The organism is Shimia abyssi, assembly GCF_003014475.1.
Classification (GTDB): domain Bacteria; phylum Pseudomonadota; class Alphaproteobacteria; order Rhodobacterales; family Rhodobacteraceae; genus Shimia; species Shimia abyssi.
The window spans coordinates 154,314-174,882 of record NZ_PYGJ01000004.1 but is presented as its reverse complement, the minus strand read 5'-3'; the positions used below and the strand labels follow the sequence as shown (position 1 = coordinate 174,882).

20 protein-coding genes and 1 tRNA gene are annotated in these 20,569 nt (G+C 58.0%); 14 read left to right on the top strand and 7 right to left on the bottom strand.

Translation table 11 applies throughout. The features are described from left to right. Positions 1-22 precede the first annotated feature (22 nt). A complete protein-coding gene (locus CLV88_RS09365) occupies positions 23-1,012 on the top strand; it encodes an ABC transporter substrate-binding protein (RefSeq protein ID WP_106608124.1) in 990 nt (329 codons plus the stop codon). A 51-nt stretch (positions 1,013-1,063) separates the two neighbouring features. Here CLV88_RS09365 and CLV88_RS09360 read toward each other — a convergent pair whose 3' ends face one another. Further along, on the bottom strand, positions 1,064-1,603 hold the full coding sequence (locus tag CLV88_RS09360) for a dihydrofolate reductase family protein (RefSeq protein ID WP_106608123.1): 540 nt from the start codon (positions 1,601-1,603) through the stop codon (positions 1,064-1,066). A gap of 81 nt (positions 1,604-1,684) precedes the next feature. On the opposite strand from CLV88_RS09360, the gene trxC reads away from it, so the two are divergent. Continuing rightward, complete coding sequence (gene trxC / locus CLV88_RS09355) at positions 1,685-2,116, top strand: thioredoxin TrxC (RefSeq protein WP_106608122.1); 432 nt, start codon at positions 1,685-1,687, stop codon at positions 2,114-2,116. 36 nt (positions 2,117-2,152) lie between these two features. On the opposite strand, the gene CLV88_RS09350 is transcribed toward trxC, so the two are convergent. Next, positions 2,153-3,301 carry a geranylgeranyl reductase family protein gene (locus CLV88_RS09350; protein WP_106608121.1) on the bottom strand — a complete coding sequence of 383 codons (1,149 nt, stop codon included), beginning with the start codon at positions 3,299-3,301 and terminating at the stop codon, positions 2,153-2,155. Between the two features lie 125 nt (positions 3,302-3,426). Between CLV88_RS09350 and yciA the strand changes: the two genes are divergently transcribed. Together yciA and CLV88_RS09340 are read left to right on the top strand one after the other, a co-directional pair. Next, entirely contained in the window at positions 3,427-3,834 is a 408-nt protein-coding gene (gene yciA / locus CLV88_RS09345; protein ID WP_106608120.1) for an acyl-CoA thioester hydrolase YciA, read from the top strand. A 180-nt stretch (positions 3,835-4,014) separates the two neighbouring features. Further along, positions 4,015-4,440 carry a BrnA antitoxin family protein gene (locus CLV88_RS09340; RefSeq protein ID WP_106608119.1) on the top strand — a complete coding sequence of 142 codons (426 nt, stop codon included), beginning with the start codon at positions 4,015-4,017 and terminating at the stop codon, positions 4,438-4,440. A gap of 13 nt (positions 4,441-4,453) precedes the next feature. On the opposite strand, the gene CLV88_RS09335 is transcribed toward CLV88_RS09340, so the two are convergent. Then, positions 4,454-4,669 carry a hypothetical protein gene (locus CLV88_RS09335; protein WP_106608118.1) on the bottom strand — a complete coding sequence of 72 codons (216 nt, stop codon included), beginning with the start codon at positions 4,667-4,669 and terminating at the stop codon, positions 4,454-4,456. Between the two features lie 359 nt (positions 4,670-5,028). Between CLV88_RS09335 and CLV88_RS09330 the strand changes: the two genes are divergently transcribed. From CLV88_RS09330 to CLV88_RS09295, 8 genes are all read left to right on the top strand, one after another. Further along, positions 5,029-6,810, top strand: a complete 1,782-nt coding sequence (locus CLV88_RS09330) for an IlvD/Edd family dehydratase (RefSeq protein WP_106608117.1) — start codon at positions 5,029-5,031, stop codon at positions 6,808-6,810. 286 nt (positions 6,811-7,096) lie between these two features. Further along, a complete protein-coding gene (locus tag CLV88_RS09325) occupies positions 7,097-8,014 on the top strand; it encodes a dihydrodipicolinate synthase family protein (protein ID WP_106608116.1) in 918 nt (305 codons plus the stop codon). Between the two features lie 4 nt (positions 8,015-8,018). Beyond that, the gene (locus CLV88_RS09320; RefSeq protein WP_106608115.1) at positions 8,019-9,515 is read left to right on the top strand and encodes an aldehyde dehydrogenase; all 1,497 of its coding nucleotides are present in this window, start codon (positions 8,019-8,021) and stop codon (positions 9,513-9,515) included. Beyond that, on the top strand, positions 9,512-10,852 hold the full coding sequence (locus tag CLV88_RS09315; RefSeq protein WP_106608114.1) for an NAD(P)/FAD-dependent oxidoreductase: 1,341 nt from the start codon (positions 9,512-9,514) through the stop codon (positions 10,850-10,852). The genes CLV88_RS09320 and CLV88_RS09315 overlap by 4 nt, the downstream gene beginning before the upstream one ends. A 111-nt stretch (positions 10,853-10,963) precedes the next feature. Continuing rightward, complete coding sequence (locus CLV88_RS09310; RefSeq protein WP_243403621.1) at positions 10,964-12,067, top strand: ABC transporter permease; 1,104 nt, start codon at positions 10,964-10,966, stop codon at positions 12,065-12,067. Further along, complete coding sequence (locus CLV88_RS09305; RefSeq protein ID WP_106608112.1) at positions 12,067-12,900, top strand: ABC transporter ATP-binding protein; 834 nt, start codon at positions 12,067-12,069, stop codon at positions 12,898-12,900. The genes CLV88_RS09310 and CLV88_RS09305 overlap by 1 nt, the downstream gene beginning before the upstream one ends. Before the next feature lie 4 nt (positions 12,901-12,904). After that, positions 12,905-14,998, top strand: coding sequence for an MlaD family protein (locus CLV88_RS09300; RefSeq protein WP_106608111.1), 2,094 nt, complete (start codon positions 12,905-12,907; stop codon positions 14,996-14,998). Next, on the top strand, positions 14,995-15,669 hold the full coding sequence (locus tag CLV88_RS09295) for an ABC-type transport auxiliary lipoprotein family protein (RefSeq protein WP_106608110.1): 675 nt from the start codon (positions 14,995-14,997) through the stop codon (positions 15,667-15,669). Before CLV88_RS09300 ends, CLV88_RS09295 begins: the two co-directional genes overlap by 4 nt. Here CLV88_RS09295 and CLV88_RS09290 read toward each other — a convergent pair. Then, complete coding sequence (locus CLV88_RS09290; RefSeq protein WP_106608109.1) at positions 15,659-16,537, bottom strand: LysR family transcriptional regulator; 879 nt, start codon at positions 16,535-16,537, stop codon at positions 15,659-15,661. The two genes, CLV88_RS09295 and CLV88_RS09290, sit on opposite strands and share 11 nt — an antisense overlap. Positions 16,538-16,632: 95 nt before the next feature. Between CLV88_RS09290 and tmpA the strand changes: the two genes are divergently transcribed. Both tmpA and tmpB read left to right on the top strand, forming a co-directional pair. Beyond that, positions 16,633-17,781: a 2-trimethylaminoethylphosphonate dioxygenase gene (gene tmpA / locus CLV88_RS09285; protein ID WP_106608108.1), complete on the top strand. Its 1,149-nt coding sequence runs from the start codon at positions 16,633-16,635 to the stop codon at positions 17,779-17,781. Continuing rightward, positions 17,778-18,371, top strand: a complete 594-nt coding sequence (gene tmpB, locus CLV88_RS09280) for a (R)-1-hydroxy-2-trimethylaminoethylphosphonate oxygenase (protein WP_106608107.1) — start codon at positions 17,778-17,780, stop codon at positions 18,369-18,371. The genes tmpA and tmpB overlap by 4 nt, the downstream gene beginning before the upstream one ends. 736 nt (positions 18,372-19,107) lie before the next feature. On the opposite strand, the gene CLV88_RS23565 is transcribed toward tmpB, so the two are convergent. From CLV88_RS23565 to CLV88_RS09265, 3 genes are all read right to left on the bottom strand, one after another. Then, entirely contained in the window at positions 19,108-19,509 is a 402-nt protein-coding gene (locus CLV88_RS23565; RefSeq protein WP_165798847.1) for a LysR substrate-binding domain-containing protein, read from the bottom strand. 19 nt (positions 19,510-19,528) lie between these two features. Next, entirely contained in the window at positions 19,529-20,017 is a 489-nt protein-coding gene (locus tag CLV88_RS23560) for a LysR family transcriptional regulator (RefSeq protein WP_106608106.1), read from the bottom strand. A gap of 425 nt (positions 20,018-20,442) precedes the next feature. Further along, positions 20,443-20,520 (bottom strand) — tRNA-Arg (locus tag CLV88_RS09265). Positions 20,521-20,569 lie beyond the last annotated feature (49 nt).

Below are 20,569 nucleotides of genomic sequence, written 5' to 3'. Positions count from 1 at the left end.
CATTCAACAAGGAGAAACTTGCATGAAACTCTCGACTTCCTCCCTAACGGCCGCGGCCTTTTCCCTGCTTGGGTCCGCTGCACTGGCCGCCGACGATGTGACACTTCAGCTGAAATGGGTCACGCAGGCACAGTTTGCAGGCTATTACGTCGCGCTGGAAAACGGCTTTTACACCGAAGAAGACCTGAACGTGACCATCAAGCCGGGTGGCCCCGATATCGCCCCGACTCAGGTTCTGGCCGGTGGCGGTGCTGACGTGACCGTCGAATGGATGCCAGCCGCCTTGGCCGCGCGCGAAAAAGGCTTGCCGATGGTGAACATTGCGCAGCCGTTCAAGTCCTCGGGCATGATGTTGACCTGTCGCAAGGATGCAGGCGTGTCCACAACCGATGACTTCGCGGGCAAAACGCTGGGCGTTTGGTTTTTTGGCAACGAGTTCCCGTTCCTGAGCTGGATGTCTCAGCTGGAGCTGAGCACCGATGGCGGCGACGCCGGTGTTGAGGTGCTCAAGCAGGGCTTCAATGTGGATCCGATCCTGAACGGTCAGGCAGCGTGTGTGTCGACGATGACCTACAATGAGTATTGGCAGGTCATTGACGCGGGCCTCACTCCGGATGATCTGACCACTTTCAAATACGAAGACCAAGGTGTCGCGACGCTGGAAGACGGTCTTTATGCGCTGGAAGAGAACCTTGCGGATCCGGCATTTGAGGACAAGATGGTTCGCTTTGTGCGCGCGTCCATGAAGGGCTGGAAATGGGCCGAAGAGAATCCAGAAGACGCGGCAATGATCGTACTCGAGTATGATGAGACCGGTGCCCAGACTGAAGAGCATCAGGTGCGGATGATGGGCGAAATTGCCAAGCTGACTGCAGGTTCAAACGGCGCGCTGGACGAAGCAGACTATCAGCGCACCGTCGACAGCCTAATGTCGGGTGGCTCTGATCCTGTGATCACCGCCGCACCTGAGGGAGCGTGGACTCATGCGATCACGGACAAGGCGCTGAACTAAGCGTCTGCCACATTCAAACTCCAAGGGCCGGAGCGATCCGGCCCTTTTGTGTTAATCCTGTCTCACGCGGTAAAAGGTGGTCATCAGCCCGGTCTTGCGCAGGCTGGTACTGATCAGGTCCAGATCGATATCCCCATCCAGTTCGCCAAACAGGCGGATGCCGCTGCCAATCAAAACCGGCACCGTGGTGATCTCAAGATCCGCAATCAACCCGGCGCGTAGAAACGATTGCACAAGCCCACCGCCATCAACGTAGGCGCGCGTCCAGCCTTCCTTGTCCAGCTCTGCAATCACCACCTCGGGCGGCGCCGCGCTGATGCGCACCTTGTCCTGCAAATCCTCGGGGATGTCGTCGGGGGTAAGAGACCGGCTCATGACAATCACAGGTTTTTCATATGGCCATTGGCCAAAGCCCAGCACCGTGCGAAATGATCCGCTGCCCATGATCAAGCCATCTACGCTGGCCATGAAATCATCAAACCGGGTGTCGTGCTCATCAACGGGCTGTTTCATTAGCCAGTCAAGGCCGTGATCGGGCCGGGCAACAAAGCCATCAAGGCTGGTGGCAATAAAGACGTGGCCGGTTGGCATGGGCGCTCCTTTGCGAGAGGGTGGGGTGGTCTTTTGCAATTTGAGGGTTATGTAACGGCAAAGTTGACAAAGAGACATATCATGAGCGGCAAGAAACTGACGTGTTTTTCCTGTGGGCAAATCAACCGGGTGCCATTTGACAGGCTAGAGGCCAAACCGAAATGCGGCACCTGCGGTGCCGGGCTGATGTCGAGCAAAGTGGCCGAAGTGGATCTGGCGACGCTGGAAAAGTCCGTGCGCAATGATGATGTGCCAGTGGTGGTGGATTTCTGGGCGCCATGGTGTGGCCCCTGCAAACAGATGGCACCGCAATATCAGGCGGCGGCGGGCGAGGTGACGCCGCGCGCGCGGCTGGTCAAGTTGAACACCGAGGCACATCGCAACGCGAGCGCCAAATACCGCATCCGGGGCATTCCGACGATGGCGGTCTTTTCTAATGGCAAGGAGCGCGCGCGCCAAGCCGGGGCGATGCCCAAGGCGTCCATTGTGAAATGGATCAAGGCACAGGTCTGAGCCGTTTCGTAGGTCGGACAATTTTGTCCGACTTACCTAGCGGCGCACCGTGTTCAGCAGGTAGCGTGGCAATCGTGCAAGCACGCTGCGGGCCAGTTGCGGATATTCCAGCTCTCCGGCCAGCAGGCGCCTGTACTGCATACGCACTGTGCCAGATCGACGAAACGTACCGATAAACGCCTTTTGCCAACGTGGCGCAAAGATGATGCGACGCAAGGTCCGAGCGATCCGCAGATTACGGTGCATCTCCTTCAGCGCGGTTTGATATCGGGGAAGCGCCGAGACCGGATCATTTGCGTCCAACGCGTCGCATGCCGCATCCGCGGCGAGCTGCCCACTTTTCATGGCAAATGCAATGCCTTCGCCAGTGATCGGATCCACCAGCCCCGCAGCATCCCCAGCCAACAGCATGTGCGCGCGTCCCGGTCTGGGGCGGAAATCGCCAAACGGCAGGTAGTGTCCTTTGACTTTTACCGCCTCCGGATCAAGGTCAAGCGCGCGCAAATATCGCGCAAAATGCCCCTTCATATCCGGGTTTGGCGCGTGCAGACCGCCCACACCCACGGTGGTGGAATTTTGCTTGGGAAACGACCAGCCATAACCCCACGTGGCAGCTGCAAAATCGATGCGCAGAGGATGTGCTCCAGGTGATTGCGTCTCGGGCGACACTTCGATTTCAAGGCCGAATCCGATCGTGTCCTTGTTAAACGGTGCCCCAAATAGGTGGCGTGCAAGGATTGAGTTGACCCCGTCGGCCCCAATCAGAATATCCGCCGACAACCTTGTGCCATCGCGCAGCGTCACGTCATGATCGCCGATCTCCGCAACGGCCCGCCCGGTGTAATCCTTGGCCCCCGCCGCAAGCGCGTGTTGATAAAGGCAATTGTCCAGATCAAGGCGCATCGTGAGGTGCAACGGCGGAATATCCTCCAGTACCGCCAGTTCGCGCCCCTCATGCCAAAAGGCAATCTCGTGCCGGGTAACAGCATTGGACAGATCAATATCCTGCCCAAAAATCTCGCGGTAATAGGCCCGGCTGCGTTCCGTAAACAAACCGCCGCATAGCTTGTTGCGTGGGAATAAAGCCTTGTCGAGCAGGGCGACTCGACGCCCTTGACGCGCAGCCCAAGTCGCGGCGGCGCTTCCGGCTGGGCCAGCGCCCAGTACGATAATATCGAAATGCATGGCGGCGCGGACCTGCTTGCTGTGCCTTTGGCGTTCTGTGCGGGTTTTACCATCTTCTCAAGGGTTTGCCAGCGTCCTATGCTCCTAGGGCTTATATCAGCTCACGCCCAGTGAAAGGACGCGCCATGACTGAACCTGAAACGCCCAGAGGAGAGTTGACGTTGCGCACATTGGCTATGCCGGCAGATGTCAACGTGAACGGCGATATCTTTGGCGGCTGGGTGCTCAGCCAGATGGACATTGCGACGGGCATTGTTGCCGGGACACGTGCGGATGGGCGGGTGGCTACTGTGGCAGTAGACGCGATGAAATTCATTCGACCCGTAAAGGTTGGCGATGTGTTGTGCATCTATGCAAGGATCGAACGGGTTGGTCGTACCTCAATGGGCATCGGAGTAGAGGCGTGGGTTCTGCGAGGGCGCATTGGGGAACGGGAAAAAGTGACCGAGGCGATTTTTACCTATGTGGCTATTGATGAAGATGGTCGTCCGCGTGAAGTTCCGGAAACGGCGCCGACACACGCCTGGGACTAGCTTTGGTGGCTCAACGAGCGCTGCTTTAGCGCGCCTTTAGGATGTCCTGGCGCAACATGTTGGCGGGCCGCAGTTCGTAAGAGAGACACACACAGGCTCGGCTCGGACCCTTCCGGCAATGGGCCTTTGTGCGGTGATCTTGTCGGATATGAGCGCGCCTGCAACCCAAGGAGAGCCGCCATGACCACCCGCCGATTGAGCAAAACCCAGCGAATGGCCAAGGAAAAGCTGACGCGAGATCTGATTTATCTGAACACTGAATACTGGCTACCGGCCGCGATGCGCGAAGATGTCCCTGATGCGTGGCACACGCTGGAGCAGGATCTTGACGTGTCCGAACCCAAGGAAAAAGTGACGCTGTATTTGGATCGCTCTGTTGCGAAATTCTATCGCGCGATGGGGCGGGGATATCAGGAACGGATCAACCGTTTGCTCGCCACATGGGCGCAAATGAAAATCGCAGATGAGTTGCGCGTAGACGAGTTGGTGCGTGAAAGATTTGATGGGCGCCCCGGAATTGCTGGCGCGGTCAGCAAGGCACATCTGGAACAGGCCGCACAGGGACTGAACGCTCAGCAAGAGCGTTCGGATGACAGCGAAACCTAAGGATGATCGTAGATCAGGCCTTGTACCAACCAAGCTCGTCCCGCTCAGGCACCGAGGGGCGCAGCACGTGCACGGCCCAGCCGATCATAGCCACAACAGTTGGGAGCCCCAGCGAAAAGGCAAAGTAGACAACGAACCCTTGCCACAAGGTTGCCCCGAAAAAAAGCATCTGAATGGCTGCGGTGACAATACCGATAAAGCTGCCAACAAAGATAAGGACCAGGGCCATTACGCGTCTCCTACTTATATCCAACCAATCAACTCCCCAAAAAAGGCGGGAATGTGGCATAGAATGGGCATTCATGTGCATATACCGGTCTGTGCCTCAGATGTTAATATTCTCTTAATGCGCGAGAGGATCGGCCGTGAGTCGCCGATGAGCCGGTCAATCTGCGCGGGTTTTCGCATGATGAAACCAGCTGTTCCAGATGCTGAGACACCTGGCGAGCCTGGCTAATAACTGGAAAGAAAACTGCAAAAAATAGGAACGAAAACTGCCCTTGCTGGGCAGTCAGCATTGACTGTCTGGGCTTAGAATTCCAGAGTGCAGCGTCACCCGAAATCGCAGCCACAGCCAAGGACGCCACCATGAAACTCCGCTCGCAACAATGGTTCGACAACCCTGACAACCCAAGCATGACCGCGCTCTATATTGAACGGTATCTCAATTTCGGCATAACGCGCGAGGAACTGCAATCTGGCAAGCCGATTATCGGGATTGCGCAGACCGGCTCTGATCTCAGCCCGTGCAACCGCCACCATATCGAGCTGGCCAAGCGGGTGCGCGATGGCATCGTGGCCTCGGGCGGCATTTGTTTCGAATTTCCCGTGCACCCGATTCAGGAAACCGGCAAACGCCCTACGGCGGCGCTTGATCGCAACCTTGCCTATCTCGGCCTGGTGGAAAGCCTGCATGGTTATCCCATCGACGGTGTTGTCCTGACCATCGGCTGTGACAAGACCACACCCGCGCTTTTGATGGCGGCAGCCACCGTGAACATACCGGCGATTGCCCTGTCAGTGGGGCCCATGCTGAACGGTTGGCACAAGGGGAAACGAGCCGGATCAGGCACCGCAATCTGGCAGGCGCGCAAGGAACTGGCGGCGGGGGAAATCAACTATGATGAGTTCATGGATGTAGCCACAGCCTCGGCCCCGTCAGTGGGTTATTGCAATACGATGGGCACGGCGACCACGATGAATTCACTGGCCGAAGCGCTGGGGATGCAGCTTCCCGGCGCGGCGGCAATCCCAGCGCCCTATCGCGAGCGCGGCCAGATATCTTATGAGACCGGTAAACGCATCGTCGACATGGTGCGGGAAGACTTGAAACCCAGCGACGTGATGACCCGTGAGGCGTTTGAGAATGCCATCGTGGCAAATTCGGCTATTGGCGGTAGCACAAACGCGCCCATCCACCTTAATGGCATTGCTGCGCATCTTGGCATTGAGCTGACCAACGATGATTGGCAGAGCGTTGGCCACAAGATCCCATTATTGTGCAATGTCCAGCCTGCGGGCGAATACCTTGGTGAAGATTTCCATCAGGCCGGGGGAGTGCCCGGTGTCATGTCCGAGTTGTTGGCGAATGACGCACTGCCCCATCCCGATGCGGTCACAGTGACCGGCAAGAGCATGGGAGAGGTATATGCCAGTGCCAAGGTGAGCAATGCCGACGTGATCATGCCGTTCAACGCTCCGATGAAGGCGGCGGCCGGGTTCATAAACCTGCGTGGCAATTTGTTTAACAGCGCGATCATGAAAACCTCTGTGATATCCGAGGAGTTTCGCGCACGCTATCTGTCGAACCCGGATGACCCAGAGGCATTTGAGGGGCGGGCCATCGTATTTGACGGTCCCGAAGATTATCACGATCGGATCGAAGATGACGCGCTTGGGATTGATGAAACCTGCATTCTGGTCATTCGGGGCGCGGGCCCGATTGGTCATCCGGGAGGGGCCGAAGTGGTGAACATGCAGCCCCCGGCGAGCCTTTTGAAACGTGGCATTACTGAACTGCCCTGCATCGGTGATGGCCGCCAGTCGGGTACATCCGGTAGCCCGTCGATCCTAAACGCCAGCCCGGAGGCGGCGGCGATGGGGGGGCTGGCATTGCTGGAAACAAACGACAAGCTGCGGATTGATCTGAACACAGGCACGGCGGATATTCTGGTGGCCGATGACATTCTGGAGGCCCGGCGCGTAGCCTTGGAAGAGGCAGGTGGATATCAGTATCCCGACCACCAGACCCCGTGGCAGGAAATCCAGCGCGGACTGGTTGATCAGTTTGACAAGGGTATGGTTCTGAAACCAGCTGTGAAGTACCAGCGCATTGCGCAAACCAAAGGCATACCGCGCGACAATCACTAAAGCGCGCGGGGGCTGTCTTTGCGCTCAGGCCTATTGTTGGGGGCCAGCCCCCACACCCCCGAAGTATTTCCGGCAAGATGAATACAGGGGCCCGCTTGGCGGGCGCCGCTCTTGGTTTTTGCACAATACTGGTTTGGATCGGGTAGACAATTCGCAACGTGTCGTTTTTTGCGCAATAGGGGGCAGAGTTGGGTCAGTGAAGCCTTGCCTTGGCCCGGCACATTGGCGTCATCATGGCACGACAATCCGTTTGGTTTTGCAGGCGGGTTTTTGAATGAGGATGCGAATGACCCCACTCTTTCGGTTTGACGGGATATATACGCCCGTGGTGACGCCCTATTTTGAGGATGGCAGTGTTAACTGGGACGCGTTGGCGGAGGTAATCGAATACCTGATCGCCAGCGGTGTGCATGGCCTGATTTCGGGCGGCTCAACTGGTGAAAACTATGCGCAGACGGTCGAGGAGCGCCACGCGTTGGCCCATTTCACGCATGAACACCTTAGGGGTCGATTACCTTTAGTGGTGGGCACCGGGGCAATGTTGACCAGCGACTCTATAGCGCTGGCAACAGGCGCGCGCGAGATCGGCGCGGATGCGATCTTGTTGGCCAGCCCACCTTATTCGGTGCCGACCGACCGGGAAAACGCGCTGAACGCGCTGACGATTGACAAGGCCGCCGACCTGCCAGTCATGCTTTATAACTATCCGCACCGCACTGGCACGATGATGGGCGAAGAGTTTCTGGACCGCGTTGGCCGCAGCCGCAATTTCTGTGGGATCAAGGAAAGCTCAGGCGATATCAACAGGGTGCACCTGTTGGCGCGGGATTATCCACATATTCAACTGGGTTGCGGCATGGATGATCAAGCGCTGGAATTTTTCGCATGGGGTGCGCCATTCTGGGTCTGTGGTGGGTCTAATTTCCTGCCGGTTGAACATGTCGCGCTCTATAATGCCTGCGTGATCGAGGGCAACTATACCAAGGGCCGCCGGATCATGTCGGCAATGATGCCGCTAATGCGCGTGCTTGAGCAGGGGGGCAAATTCATCCAGACCATCAAATATGGTGTGACCATGAATGGCTTTGAGGCGGGCGCGATGCGCGCCCCGCTCAAAGGCCTGAACAAAGACGACAAGCGCGCGCTGGAACAGGTGGTGCGCGTGCTCAAGAAAACCATTGCCGACATCCAGGCGGAGGGCTGAACCTATGACTTTGCTCACACAAAACGAATACAAGGCCATCGCCGCCGATCTGGACATGCCCACCGGCGCCTTCATCGACGGCAAATTCCGCCCGGCCGCATCGGGGGCCACCTTTGCCACGACGAACCCGGCCACGGGCGAGGAGTTGGCCCGGATCGCATCCTGCGATGCCGCTGATGTCGATCTCGCGGTCGAAAAGGCGCGTGAGGCATTTGATGACGGGCGCTGGTCACGTATGCACCCGTCCGAGCGCAAGGACGTCCTGATCCGCCTGTGCAAGCTGATCACCCGCAACGCGCGCGATTTGGCGGTGATGGAGAGTTTGGACAGCGGGAAAACCATTTATGACTGTGAAACTGTCGACATCCCCGAAACCATTCATTGCCTGAAATGGCATGCCGAGGCGATTGACAAGATCTACGATCAGGTCAGCCCGCCCAGCGACGATCACATCGCGATGGTGCTGCGAGAGCCGATTGGCGTGGTTGGGTTAGTAATGCCTTGGAATTTCCCGCTGTTGATGCTGGCTTGGAAAATTGGCCCTGCTTTGGCAGCAGGCTGTTCGGTTGTTGTGAAGCCGGCCGAGGAAACCACCCTGACCACGCTGCGTTTGGCTGAATTGGCAAGTGAGGCGGGGTTGCCGCGCGGTGTACTCAACATTGTGCCCGGTGGCGGCGCCGAGGTGGGCGAACCGATTGGTCGTCACATGGACATCGACATGGTGTCATTTACCGGCTCCACCGTGACTGGCAAAAAATTCCTGACCTACTCGGGCGAGTCCAATGCCAAGGAAGTGGTGCTGGAAATGGGTGGCAAGAATCCCGCCGTCGTCATGGATGACGCTGAAAACCTCGACCGGGTGGCCGATCACATTGTGAATGGCGCATTCTGGAACATGGGCGAAAACTGTTCGGCCGCCTCGCGTTTGATCGTGCACAAGGACGTCAAGGACGAGCTGCTCATGCGCATCGCGCACCATGCCAAACAATGGAACGTGGGTGATCCACTCGACCCGGAAACCCGGCTCGGCGCGCTGGTGTCCAAGGCGCATTACAACAAGGTGTGCAGTTATCTGGAGCAAGCCGACAATATCGTTCTGGGTGGCAAGGCCGACAATGGGTTTGTCGAGGCGACCGTGGTCGAAGTGTCTGACAACACTGATACACTTGCACGCGAAGAGATCTTTGGCCCGGTGCTCTCGGTGATTGAAGTCTCCGGCTTTGACGAGGCGATCTTGATGGCGAATGACACGGAATACGGGCTGTGCGCGTCGATCTTTACCGCCAATGTCAAACGCGCCATTCGTGGCGCACGCGCGCTGCGTGCTGGAACTGTGACCGTCAACAGCTTTGGTGAAGGCGACATCACCACGCCTTTTGGAGGCTATAAACAGTCCGGCTTTGGTGGACGTGACAATTCGGTACACGCCCATGACCAATACACACAGCTCAAAACGATGTGGATTGATCTGGCCGATGATGCGGACGAGGCCGTCGATTGACGCACACAGTTGTCAGGTGGTTGCCGCGTCAACGGGGACCGGCGGCATGGAATGCGATCCTGCCGCCCGCTGAGGCCTTTCGACGGCTGGAGGAGGCGATCACAGCGGATTTTGTCGTGGTGGGGGCGGGCTTTGCGGGCCTGTCTGCCGCGCGTCGATTGCGTCAGCTGCAACCGGATGCGGACATCGTCGTGCTCGACGCCACCCGCCTTGCCGAAGGGGCCGCGGGGCGTAATTCCGGCTTTATGATCGATCTGCCGCATGAGCTGACCTCTGAGGATTATGCCGGGGCAGGGGATGATGGCGCGATGATCGCGCTCAACCGTCATGCACAGGGTTTTGGCCGCGCTGCTGTCAACGAGTACGGTATTGCGCGCGACTATTTTGATTCAGTGGGCAAGGTTAACGGCGCGGTCAGCGATGCCGCACATGCCCATAATGCCAGCTATGCGCACCATCTCGACACATTGGGCGAACCGCACGAGATGCTGGACAGCGCCCAGATGCAGGCACTCACTGGCAGCGCGTATTATCAATCCGGGCTCTACACCCCCGGCACCGTTATGTTGCAGCCCGCGGGGTATATCCGCGGGCTGGGGGCAGGGTTGGCCCGGGATGGCGTTGATATCTATGAAAACTCGCCTGTGCTCAGCATGACCCGCAAAGGCTGGACCTGGCGGCTAAAAACCCCCAAGGGCAGTGTCGAAACATCGCGAGTGATCCTGACGGTCAATGGACACCTCGAAAGCTTTGGCTTTGAAGAGAACCGCCTGATGCAGCTCTTTCTTTTTGCGGTAATGACGCCGGAGTTGGACGCGGATCAGCTAACACGGCTTGGCGGCGCCCCCCGTTGGGGTATTACGCCATCGGACCCGATGGGCACCACGATGCGACGGATTGATACGGGGCAGGGGGGCAATCGCATCGTCACCCGCACTTGTGCTGTGCTGCGCCCCAACACCAAAGTCGGCGCGGGCGACGTCAAACGCGCGGCACGTGTGATGCAGCGCAAGTTCGACGCGCGGTTCCCCCAGCTTGCCGGCCTGAATATGGAGCACGCATGGGCCGGGCATCTCTGCCTGTCGCTCAATGGCGTGTCCGTCATGGGCGAGGTCGACACGGGGCTGTTCTCTGGCTGCGTGCAAAACGGTCTGGGCACCGCGCGCGGTACATTGACCGGGATTGGTGCGGCCGAACTCGCCGTGGGCGAAACCAGCGACGTTACCAACTTTTTCACGCGACAGGATCGCCCGCAAAAACTGCCGCCACAGCCGTTCCGCGAGATGGGCGCAAACACTCTGTTGCGTTGGCGCGAATGGAAGGCGCGGCACGAGTAATTGATTTAATAACCAGATTTCACGTTAAGCGGTCCGTTTCCGGCGATTTTATGGTTGCAGTTTGGGTGCACTTGCACCTTTCATTGGGCCATGTCTGCTCCGACTCTCACAATGGAAGGCTCCGATAACGGGGCAGTTCTTCATTTGGCCGGACGTTTCCTGACGCAATCGTTGGGAAGCGTGGAAAAGGCCTTTGCCGATGTGTCTGTCGGAACCGGCGCGCTGCGCATTGATATGTCGCGCGTTGATGGCATGGATACCGGCGGGGCATGGCTGATCTCTGACCTTATGCGCCGCCAAGAGGCGACTGGCGGACAGGTGGCGCTGGAAAGTGTCGCACCGGCCTTTGAGGCGCTGATCGAAACCGTCCGCGCCGCAGACCCGCACGAACATTTTGATGAGGCCCCACCGCGCTCCTTCCGTGGTTTTCTGGAAATGACCGGCAAGGGCGTGGTGAACGGCTGGCACGACACCGTGTCGCTGTTCTCGTTCTTTGGCGAAACGCTGGCGGCGCTGTTTGGCACGCTTGTGCGCCCGTGGAACCTGCGCGCCGCGTCGCTCTTTAGTCATATGCAGGACGCGGGGTTTAACGCCATCCCGATTGTCGGCCTCATGGGCTTTCTTATTGGGGTCGTACTTGCGTTTCAGGGGGCAACCCAGCTCCAGCAATTTGGCGCCGAGGTTTTTGTTGTCGAACTGATCGCCATTTCAATCATGCGCGAACTGGGCGTGCTGCTCACCGCGATTATTGTCGCGGGCCGATCTGGTTCAGCCTTTACTGCTTCGGTCGGCTCGATGAAGGTGCAGGAAGAGGTCGATGCGATGCGCACGCTGGGTCTTAATCCCATTGACGTGCTCGTGCTGCCGCGCGTCCTCGCGCTGTTGATCACTTTGCCAATCCTTGTCTTTATCTGCGTGATCACCGGCCTCTTTGGCGGCGCGCTGATGAGCTGGATTAACCTCGATATCACACCCGGCATGTTCATGACCCGCCTTCAGGACACCACCGATGTGAAACACCTGATTGTCGGCCTCGTCAAAGCGCCATTCTTTGCAGTCATGATCGGCGTGATCGCCTGTTGGCAGGCATTTCAGGTCAAAGGCTCCGCCACCAGCGTCGGTCAGCGCACCACCACATCCGTGGTCCAGGCCATCTTTATGGTTATTGCATTGGATGCGTTGTTTTCCATCTTTTTCGCACAAATGGGGATCTGATGGACGGCGCGGCACATACCTCTGAAACCGGCACCACCACGCAGCGCGAGGCCATTATCAAGGTGCGCGGCTTGCGTAACCAGTTTGGTCCGCAAGTGGTACATGACCAGCTCGATCTCGATGTCTGGCGCGGCGAAGTGCTGGGCATCGTTGGCGGCTCGGGCACCGGGAAATCGGTTCTCTTGCGCACAATTGTTGGCCTCAACCGTCCCGCTGCGGGCAGTATCGAGGTGCTGGGCGTCGACGTCGTAAACGCGTCTCAGGCCGAACGCGGCCCCGTCGAACAACGCTGGGGGGTGGCTTTTCAGGACGGCGCTCTGTTTTCCTCACTTACCGTCTTGCAAAACGTCATGGCCCCCATGCGCGAGCACCTGAACATGAGCACGCGTCTGATGAAAGAGCTGGCTGAGCTGAAAATCAGCCTTGTCGGTTTGCCACCTCTGGCCTGCGACAAGCTCCCGTCGGAGCTTTCAGGCGGGATGCGCAAACGCGCCGCCCTTGCGCGCGCGCTGGCCCTCGACCCTGAGATTGTCTTTCTCGACGAACCCACCGCTGGGCTCGATCCGATAGGGGCTGCGGCCTATGACGAACTGATCCGCGAACTGCAACGTGCGCTGGGCCTGACGGTGTTCATGGTTACACATGATCTCGACAGCCTGTATGCGATCTGCGATCGCATTGCCGTGCTGGCGGAAAAGAAGGTATTGGTGGATGGCCCGATCGAGGGCATGACAGAAGTCGATCACCCGTGGGTGAAAGAATACTTTACCGGTCCACGCGCCCGCGCCGCGCAGTTGAAAACCGGCAAAGGTCCAGAAACGGGGGGCGAATAGGCTCATGGAAACACGTGCGAACTATGCCCTGATCGGGGCGTTCACGCTGATTGGTCTGATCGCCGCTTTTGGCTTCATGCTCTGGCTGACCAAGCTTGATGTTGAGCGTCAATATTCTTATTTCGATGTCCTTTTTGAGGACGTCTCCGGGCTCAGCCTTGCGGGTGGTGTGCGCTATAACGGCCTGCCGGTGGGGCAGGTGGTCGATCTGAAACTGGACGAGGAAGACCCCTCCAAGGTGCGTGTCCGCCTCGAAGTTGATGCGCGTACACCGGTGACAAATGAAACTGTCGCAACCCTGCAATCGCAAGGCATTACCGGCGTTGGCTATGTCGCGCTTGCGGGCGGTGGCCCGGACGCAACGCCTTTGCCACGCGGTGGAACCATCCCAAGTGAGCGCAGCGGTCTGGCCTCTCTGATCGAAGGCGCGCCCGAGTTGTTGGAAAAGGCCATCGACCTTTTGGACGAGGTTCGCGAGGTGGTGAACGAAGAGAACCGCAGCGCAGTTTCTGACACATTGCAGAACATCGCCTCCGCCTCGGCCCGGCTCGACAAAACCCTTTCAGATTTCGAAAGCCTGTCTAGCGATCTGGGCAGTGCCGCCCGTGAAATTGCCGGGTTCACCGACCGTCTTGGTAGCCTCTCTGACACAGCCGAAATCACCTTGAGCGAGGCAACCGAGACCCTCAAATCCGTGCGTGGCAGCGTGGATACAGCAGGCGAGGCATTTGCAACTGCCGACACGCTGATGCAGGGCGAACTCAAGGAGTTCATAGAACGTGGCGCAGATGCGGCTCGCACGCTGGATACCGTGGTCTCCACACTGGAACCGTCGGTGATCTCGGCCATGCAATCTGCCCAAGCCCTGATCGAAGAGCGCCTGCCAGCGTTGGTCGCGCAGGTGCAAGACACCGCCAAAACGCTTGAGGATCAGGTTTCCGCCGTGGGAATCGACGCCTCGTCTCTGATGACTCGCTACGAGGAAGTTGGCGCACAGGTGCAGGCGCGTGTCGCCCAGACCGAAACCGCCATCGCGGCCTTTGAAACCGCCACGGTCGAGGCCACGGCCATGCTCGACTCGGTACGCCAGACATCGGATGCGGCGGGCACCGTCATCACCGAAGACATCAAACCGCTTGCTGACGAGGCCACGCAAACGCTCGCAGCTGCCAAATCACTGGCGCAGGATCGATTACCCGCCGTCATCGACCAGACCCAATCCACCCTCGCCACCGTCGAGAATGAGGCCAAGGCCCTGTCCTCGGGCGGACAACAGATGCTGGCAGAGGCAACCGAACGTTTGACCGAGGCCAAGACGACTCTGGCCGCATTTGACGAAGCCCTGCGCGAAACCGACGGCATGATGGAATCGATGACGGCTACCTCCAACACCATCGGAACGCTTGTTCAGGGGGACGGCGCGGCACTGGTGGCGGACGCCCGCGTCGCCGCAGAAGCAGCGCGTGATGCCATGGAAACCATCAACCTCACCGTCCAGCGCGACGTGCCCGGACTGATGGAAGATGTGCGCGCAGCTGCCGCCACCGCCTCGGACGTGATCGATTCGGTTGGCACTGAAATTGCCCGCGCAGGTGGAAATTTCGAAACTTTGTCCGCCGAAAGCTCAGTCGCGCTCGCCTCTGCGACCGAGGCGTTTACGCTGGCCAATGACACGCTTACCTCGATCACAAGGGCGATGGACACCGCAGATGGCACATTGGTGGCCGCTGAACAGACCTTTACCTCGGTCAACCAGGTTATCGACGAAGATATCGACGTTATCGTCGCTGACATTCGTACCGCAGTTGGCGCCTTTACCACGACGGTCACGGGCGTGTCGTCAGACTTTGATCAGGTCGCGGACGAGGTGCTGGCCGCCAGCCAGTCAGCATCGTCCCTAGCGGGGACACTCGACGGCATTGTTCAGGACAACCGCCGTCAGGTCTCAGATTTGTTGCGGGTTGGAATACCCCAACTCATAAGATTTTTTGAAGAATCACGGGTGCTGGTCAACAACCTCGACCGGCTCGCCAATCGAGTGGAACGCGATCCCGCGCGCTTCCTGCTCGGTACACAGAATTCGGAGTTCCGCAGATGACACGTGCCTTTTCTCTCTTGCCGCTGCTTGCGGGTTTCGTGCTGTCTGGCTGTGCTGGTCTAGGTACACTGAACAAAGCGGCCACGCCGTCTGACCTCTACTCACTGACCCCCAAAAGCACGTTCAGCTCGTCGCTCCCCCGCGTGTCACAGCAGATTGTGGTTGAGGTGCCTACCGCGACCGCCGCCGTGGATACAGACCAGATTGCAGTCATGCCAAACCCGCTTCAGGTGCAATACCTTCCGGGCGTGCGCTGGGTCGATCGCGCGCCGCTGATCATTCAATCTCTGATGATCGAGAGCTTTGAAAACAGCGGTCGGGTTGGCGCTGTGGGCCGCTCAACCGTGGGCCTGCGCTCTGATTACACGGTGGTCACTGACATCCGCGAATTTCAGGCCCGCTTGCCCAACAACCTGCCCGATGGTGACGCAGCCCAAAGTGCTCTAGAGGTTCATGTGCGTCTGAATATCAAGATCATTGACGACTTCAGCGACCACATCGTTGCCTCTTCCAGCTTCGAAAAACTGCGCGTCGCCTCCAGTGATGAAATGATGGACATCGCCAATGCGTTTGACGGGGCCTTGGGCAGCGCCATGCGCGATGCTGTGGAATGGAGCATCCGCAAAATTCACACCCACGCCAGCCGCAATCCACGGCCGTCTATTCAATAGTCCCAACCGAACCGCGCAGGGCTGTCGTAAAATCAGCTAACATCTGCTGCGCTTTGGGCGCACGGAACTCATCCTCTGGCCATGTCAGCCAATAGCCGTCCTCGGTTGCCAGCGAAGGCAGCGCCAGTTTTCGCAGCCTGCCAGCCTCTAAATGTGGTCGTGCCAGCGCCACCGAGCCAAGGGCGACCCCACCCCCTGCCGCCGCTGCGCTTAGCGCGTGCTGCATGGAATCGACGCTTAACCGATCCTGCGCCGGGGCAGGGTACCCGGTTACAGCTGCCCAATCGCGCCAGCCGGGCCGCTCGCCGCGCAGCTTGATACCCGCGATCTCTGGCCATTCCCTGTTGTCCTGTCCTGCCGCCATCGGCGCCAACTCTTCCTTGCAAATTAATGCCGCCTTTCGTCGTGCCCAATCGCCACGGCCAAACCGCAGTTGCAGAGCCGTTCGGTCCTGCTCAAAGTTTGACCGCTGCGGCACCGTATCCACCACCACCTGCACATTTGGGTGGGCGTACGTAAATTCGGGCAAGGCTGGCAGCACCAGCGCATCCAGATGTGAAGATAACGCCGAGATATGCATGTCTCTCGGCGCAGTGCCGAACATAGCCTCAGTGCCCCGCTCCAGCCGACTTAATGCGTCTTGTACCAACGGAAGGTATCCTTCGCCCGCGTAGGTTAGCGTCACACCGCGCGCGGAACGGACAAACAGGTCGCGCCCCAACCAGCTCTCCAGATTGCGAATACGCTGACTGACCGCCGCCTGTGTCAGTCCAAATTCGCGGGCTGCTGCGCTAAACCCCTGCAGCCGGGCCGCAGCTTCAAATATGCGCAGCCAGTCAAGGGGCGGCAAACCTCGTGTCTCACTCATTAAAAAATCTAACTCTCAGGGCGAAATTGTCATGCCTTCCGTTATATCCCGGCACGCGATATTTGACAGTTAGATTGCATTGACGGAGCCTTTTTATGCCACGCAACGTTCACCTTAGCGACGATGGCCTTAGCCTCACGGCACAACTCTCTGACACCCAGTCCTACCGCTTCCACGCCATCTGGCTGCGCGACAATGCGCTGGATGCTGAAACACGCAGCCCCGGCAATGGTCAGCGGCTGATCACACTGGCCGACATCCCTGCCGACATCCATATCACCGCTGCGAGCTGGGCCGGAGATCAGCTCAAAGTCACTTTCGCTCCCGAAGGCAAGTCTGTGACCTTCCCGGCCAATTGGCTTGCGGCCCATGCCTATGACAGTCCCGATGCCAGACTTGCGCCCGGCTGGACCGGCCCGGCAATCACCCCATGGGATAGTAGCAATGGCACTGTGACCCGTGCGCCGCTGGCCACGCTACAATCGGATGCAGAGGCGCTTTGTACATGGCTCGGCGCGGTCGAAAACCACGGCTTTGCACTTTCAACCGACGGCCCAACCACCAGCGGCGCGCTGCGTGATGTGGTGGCGCTGTTTGGCTATATCCGCGAAACCAATTACGGTCCGCTGTTCGAAGTACGAACCGAGGTGAACCCCACGAACCTCGCCTTTACCGGCCTTGGCTTACAGGGCCATACCGACAACCCCTACCGCGATCCCGTCCCCAGCCTGCAACTGCTTTATTGCCTCGAAAACTCTGCCACAGGTGGCGAGTCAATCTTGATTGATGGCTTTCGGGTTGCCCAGAAATTGCATGAAGAAGACCCGCACGGGTTCGACCTTCTGTCCCACTATTGCGCCCGTTTCGAATATGTGGGCAGCGACGGTGTCTGCCTGCGGTCGCGCGTACCGATGATCGAACTCAGCCCCGACGGAGAATTGCGCGCCATCCGGTTCAACAACCGCTCCGCCGCCGCCATCACCGACGTTCCATTTGACCACATGCAGGCCTACTATGCTGCCTATCGCCGCTTTGGTGAACTGGTCGATGATCCGGCCAATGCTGTGTCCTACAAAATGGCCCCCGGCGAATGTGTCGTGTTTGACAATATGCGCCTGCTGCACGCCCGCACTGGTTATTCTGGTGCCGGATCTCGCTGGCTTCAGGGCTGCTACAGCGATCGAGACGGCCTGCTGTCAACGCTTGCCGCCTTGCGCGCGCCCAAGGCGGAGGCTGCGGAATGACCACTCCTGAACCAAACAATCTGAATGCCGACAATATCGTCGCCTTCCTTGCTGACATCTTTGAACGGCGTGGCGGCGAAGAATATCTGGGCGAACCCGTCACTATGGCCGAGCACATGCTGCAAGGCGCGACAATGGCCGAACAGAATAACCAGACAGACGAAATCATTGTCGCCGCTCTGTTGCATGACATCGGGCATTTCACCAGCGAGTTTGGAACCTTTTCCATGTCCGACACAGAGGATCGCTATCATGAGGACGCAGGCGCCCAAGTGCTGGAGCGCTTTCTGCCGCCTGTGATCACCGATTGCGTGCGCTACCATGTGGCCGCCAAACGCTATCTCTGTGCGACCAAACCTGACTACTTTGACCGTCTTTCAGATGCGTCGATCCATTCCTTGAACCTTCAGGGTGGTCCGATGAGCCCCGACGAAGTGACCGCATTTGAACAGAACCCGCATCTGCGCGAGATCATTCAGGTGCGCTACCTTGATGACGCGGGCAAGCGCGATGACATGGACACGCCCGGCTTTGCGCATTTCGCTCACCGGGTTCAGCGAATGGTCGATCAACACACCGGGCGGTGCTGAGGAAAACGAACATAGTCAAGAACGTGTCGAGATCGGTGTGCGATGGGCCTACAGCGCGTTTCGCCCACAGCTGCAAACGCGGAATAGCCTCTGATCACGCGGATGAACGGTTCAGAATTGCGGCCAGCACACTGGCCCAAACCCCCGTTGTAAATTCAGCCGGGAGCGAACGAGCGGAGTAAGCCAGTCCGCCATTCCCTTAGCATAGCAGTTCGCCACTTTATCTGCGGAAGGGTAAAGGCGCTTCTTACTCTCGATATTGCTCCAACACGCGAAATGCGTGGTGCCACGACCGCCTAATTTGCGGCAGATCACTGTTGGTGGTTTTGGGTCATTCAGCCATTTCCAATTCCAGAACGAACGATCGGCGCAGATCCCGATTGCTACTGGCGCAAGAAGTGCTGCACAGGGTCTGCCGGGGCAGGCATCTTTGTTCGACCTGCCTTAGAAGAATATCTGGAGTGTTGGCGAAATCCAGACACCGTCGCCTCCGATTGCGAGGTTTATCGCGCCGCCTGTGCGATAGACATTGAGCATGACAGCGCTGAAAATGGCCCGATGACAGTTCCGGTGTATGCGGTGTGGGGATCAAGTGGCGCTATGCGGAAGCACTTTGATTGCCTCAAGCTGGGTGATACATGGTTCCGGAAAATCTCTCCCCGGCGGTCATTTTCGCGCAGAAGAGAGACCAACAAGCGTTCCTGATTGTTGGCGTAAAATACTCGCGGCCTGAAAACTATCGCCTGAACCTTAAATCAATTCGCTTGGCTTCCTCGCGCGCAAGCTGGACAAAGTCGAGCAGGCTATCGCGGGATGCATCCCTTTCCCGCCATGCGACCCCAAACTGCAAGACTGGCGCATGACTTAGTTTGACGAAGGCAACGCCATTGACAGGCATCTCAGTAACCCATTGCGGAACCAGCCCGATACCGCTTCCCTGTGCAACAAGTGGAAGTAAGGTAGATTTATCCAAAACTTCGATGTCTGCAACAACAAGATCTTCGACCTGAGCGGTGCATTGAGCCACCATTGAAGACAGATATGGGCGAGAGTGACGCGGGTAGGTGATCAAGCGTCTACCAGAAAGCTCTTGCACATCGATTTCGTCGCGATGCGCAAGGAGATCGTCATTTGGCAATGCAACATAGACGTCCTCTTTAAATAAGCGTTTCCCATTCGATCCCTTCACGTGCCGTTGGCGGCCGAAAGAAGGCAAGGTCGATGTGATGCCGTGACAACTCGTCAATTTGAATGCCGGATGCCGCACCTTCGGTCAAACGCAGCTGTATGCCGGGGTGAAGCGCTTGGAACTGGTGTAAAATTGGCGGCAAAAACCAAATCAATGCCGCATCAAATCCACCTATGCGAAGATTGTCGAAACGACTGTGCGCTGCAATTGTGGCCTTTTCCACGGCCCGCTCCAACTGCGCCAGAACGGCCTGCACCTCCTCAAGGTAAACATAGCCAACCTGTGTCAAACTCACATGTCGTGTGGTGCGAAAAAGCAGCGGAAAACCAAGCTCCTCCTCAAGGCGCTTTACATGTGCAGACAAGACAGCCTGAGCAACTCCAATGCGCTCGGCCGCTCGTCTGAAATGCAATTCCTCCGCCACAGCTACGAAACATTTGATCTGGCGGATGTCCATTCGACTCAGCCTGCATCGTTAGTGGTATTCTTTGAAATCAAGCCAATCTGCCTTGCCCCTAGGGGCTTGAGTCCGGCCTGCTTTGGGCAAAGACTTTTATCAGTTTCGGCTTTGAAGTAAGTGAGCAGAATTTTTTCGAATGCCGGGAAGTTTGTGTGTCCGTTTGCTCACCTGTGACACCCTCCTTAGTCAAAGTGCAGGCATCTCGTGACGAAGACACATTACCAGCCAGGCTGGTTTGGGCGAGCGAAATTAGGATGGTCTGATTTTAGCAGGAAGGTCTGCAAAGTCGCCCTGAAAGACGCATTTGCACCAAGTCGCGGCGCGGAATAGCGGGCGGTGCAGCGACCAACTCATTCACAGATGAATTTTAAGAAAGCGGCCAATTCTAAACGCTTTTGCCTCGTCGGCAGTTGGGCAAGATTTGGCGAGCCGTGGAGGACTCGAACCCCCGACCTGAGAATTAGAAGTTCCCTGCTCTAATCCAGCTGAGCTAACGGCCCGCTTTTCTTTCGGCTGTATCAGTCAAATCTCCTACACTGTCAACCTGAT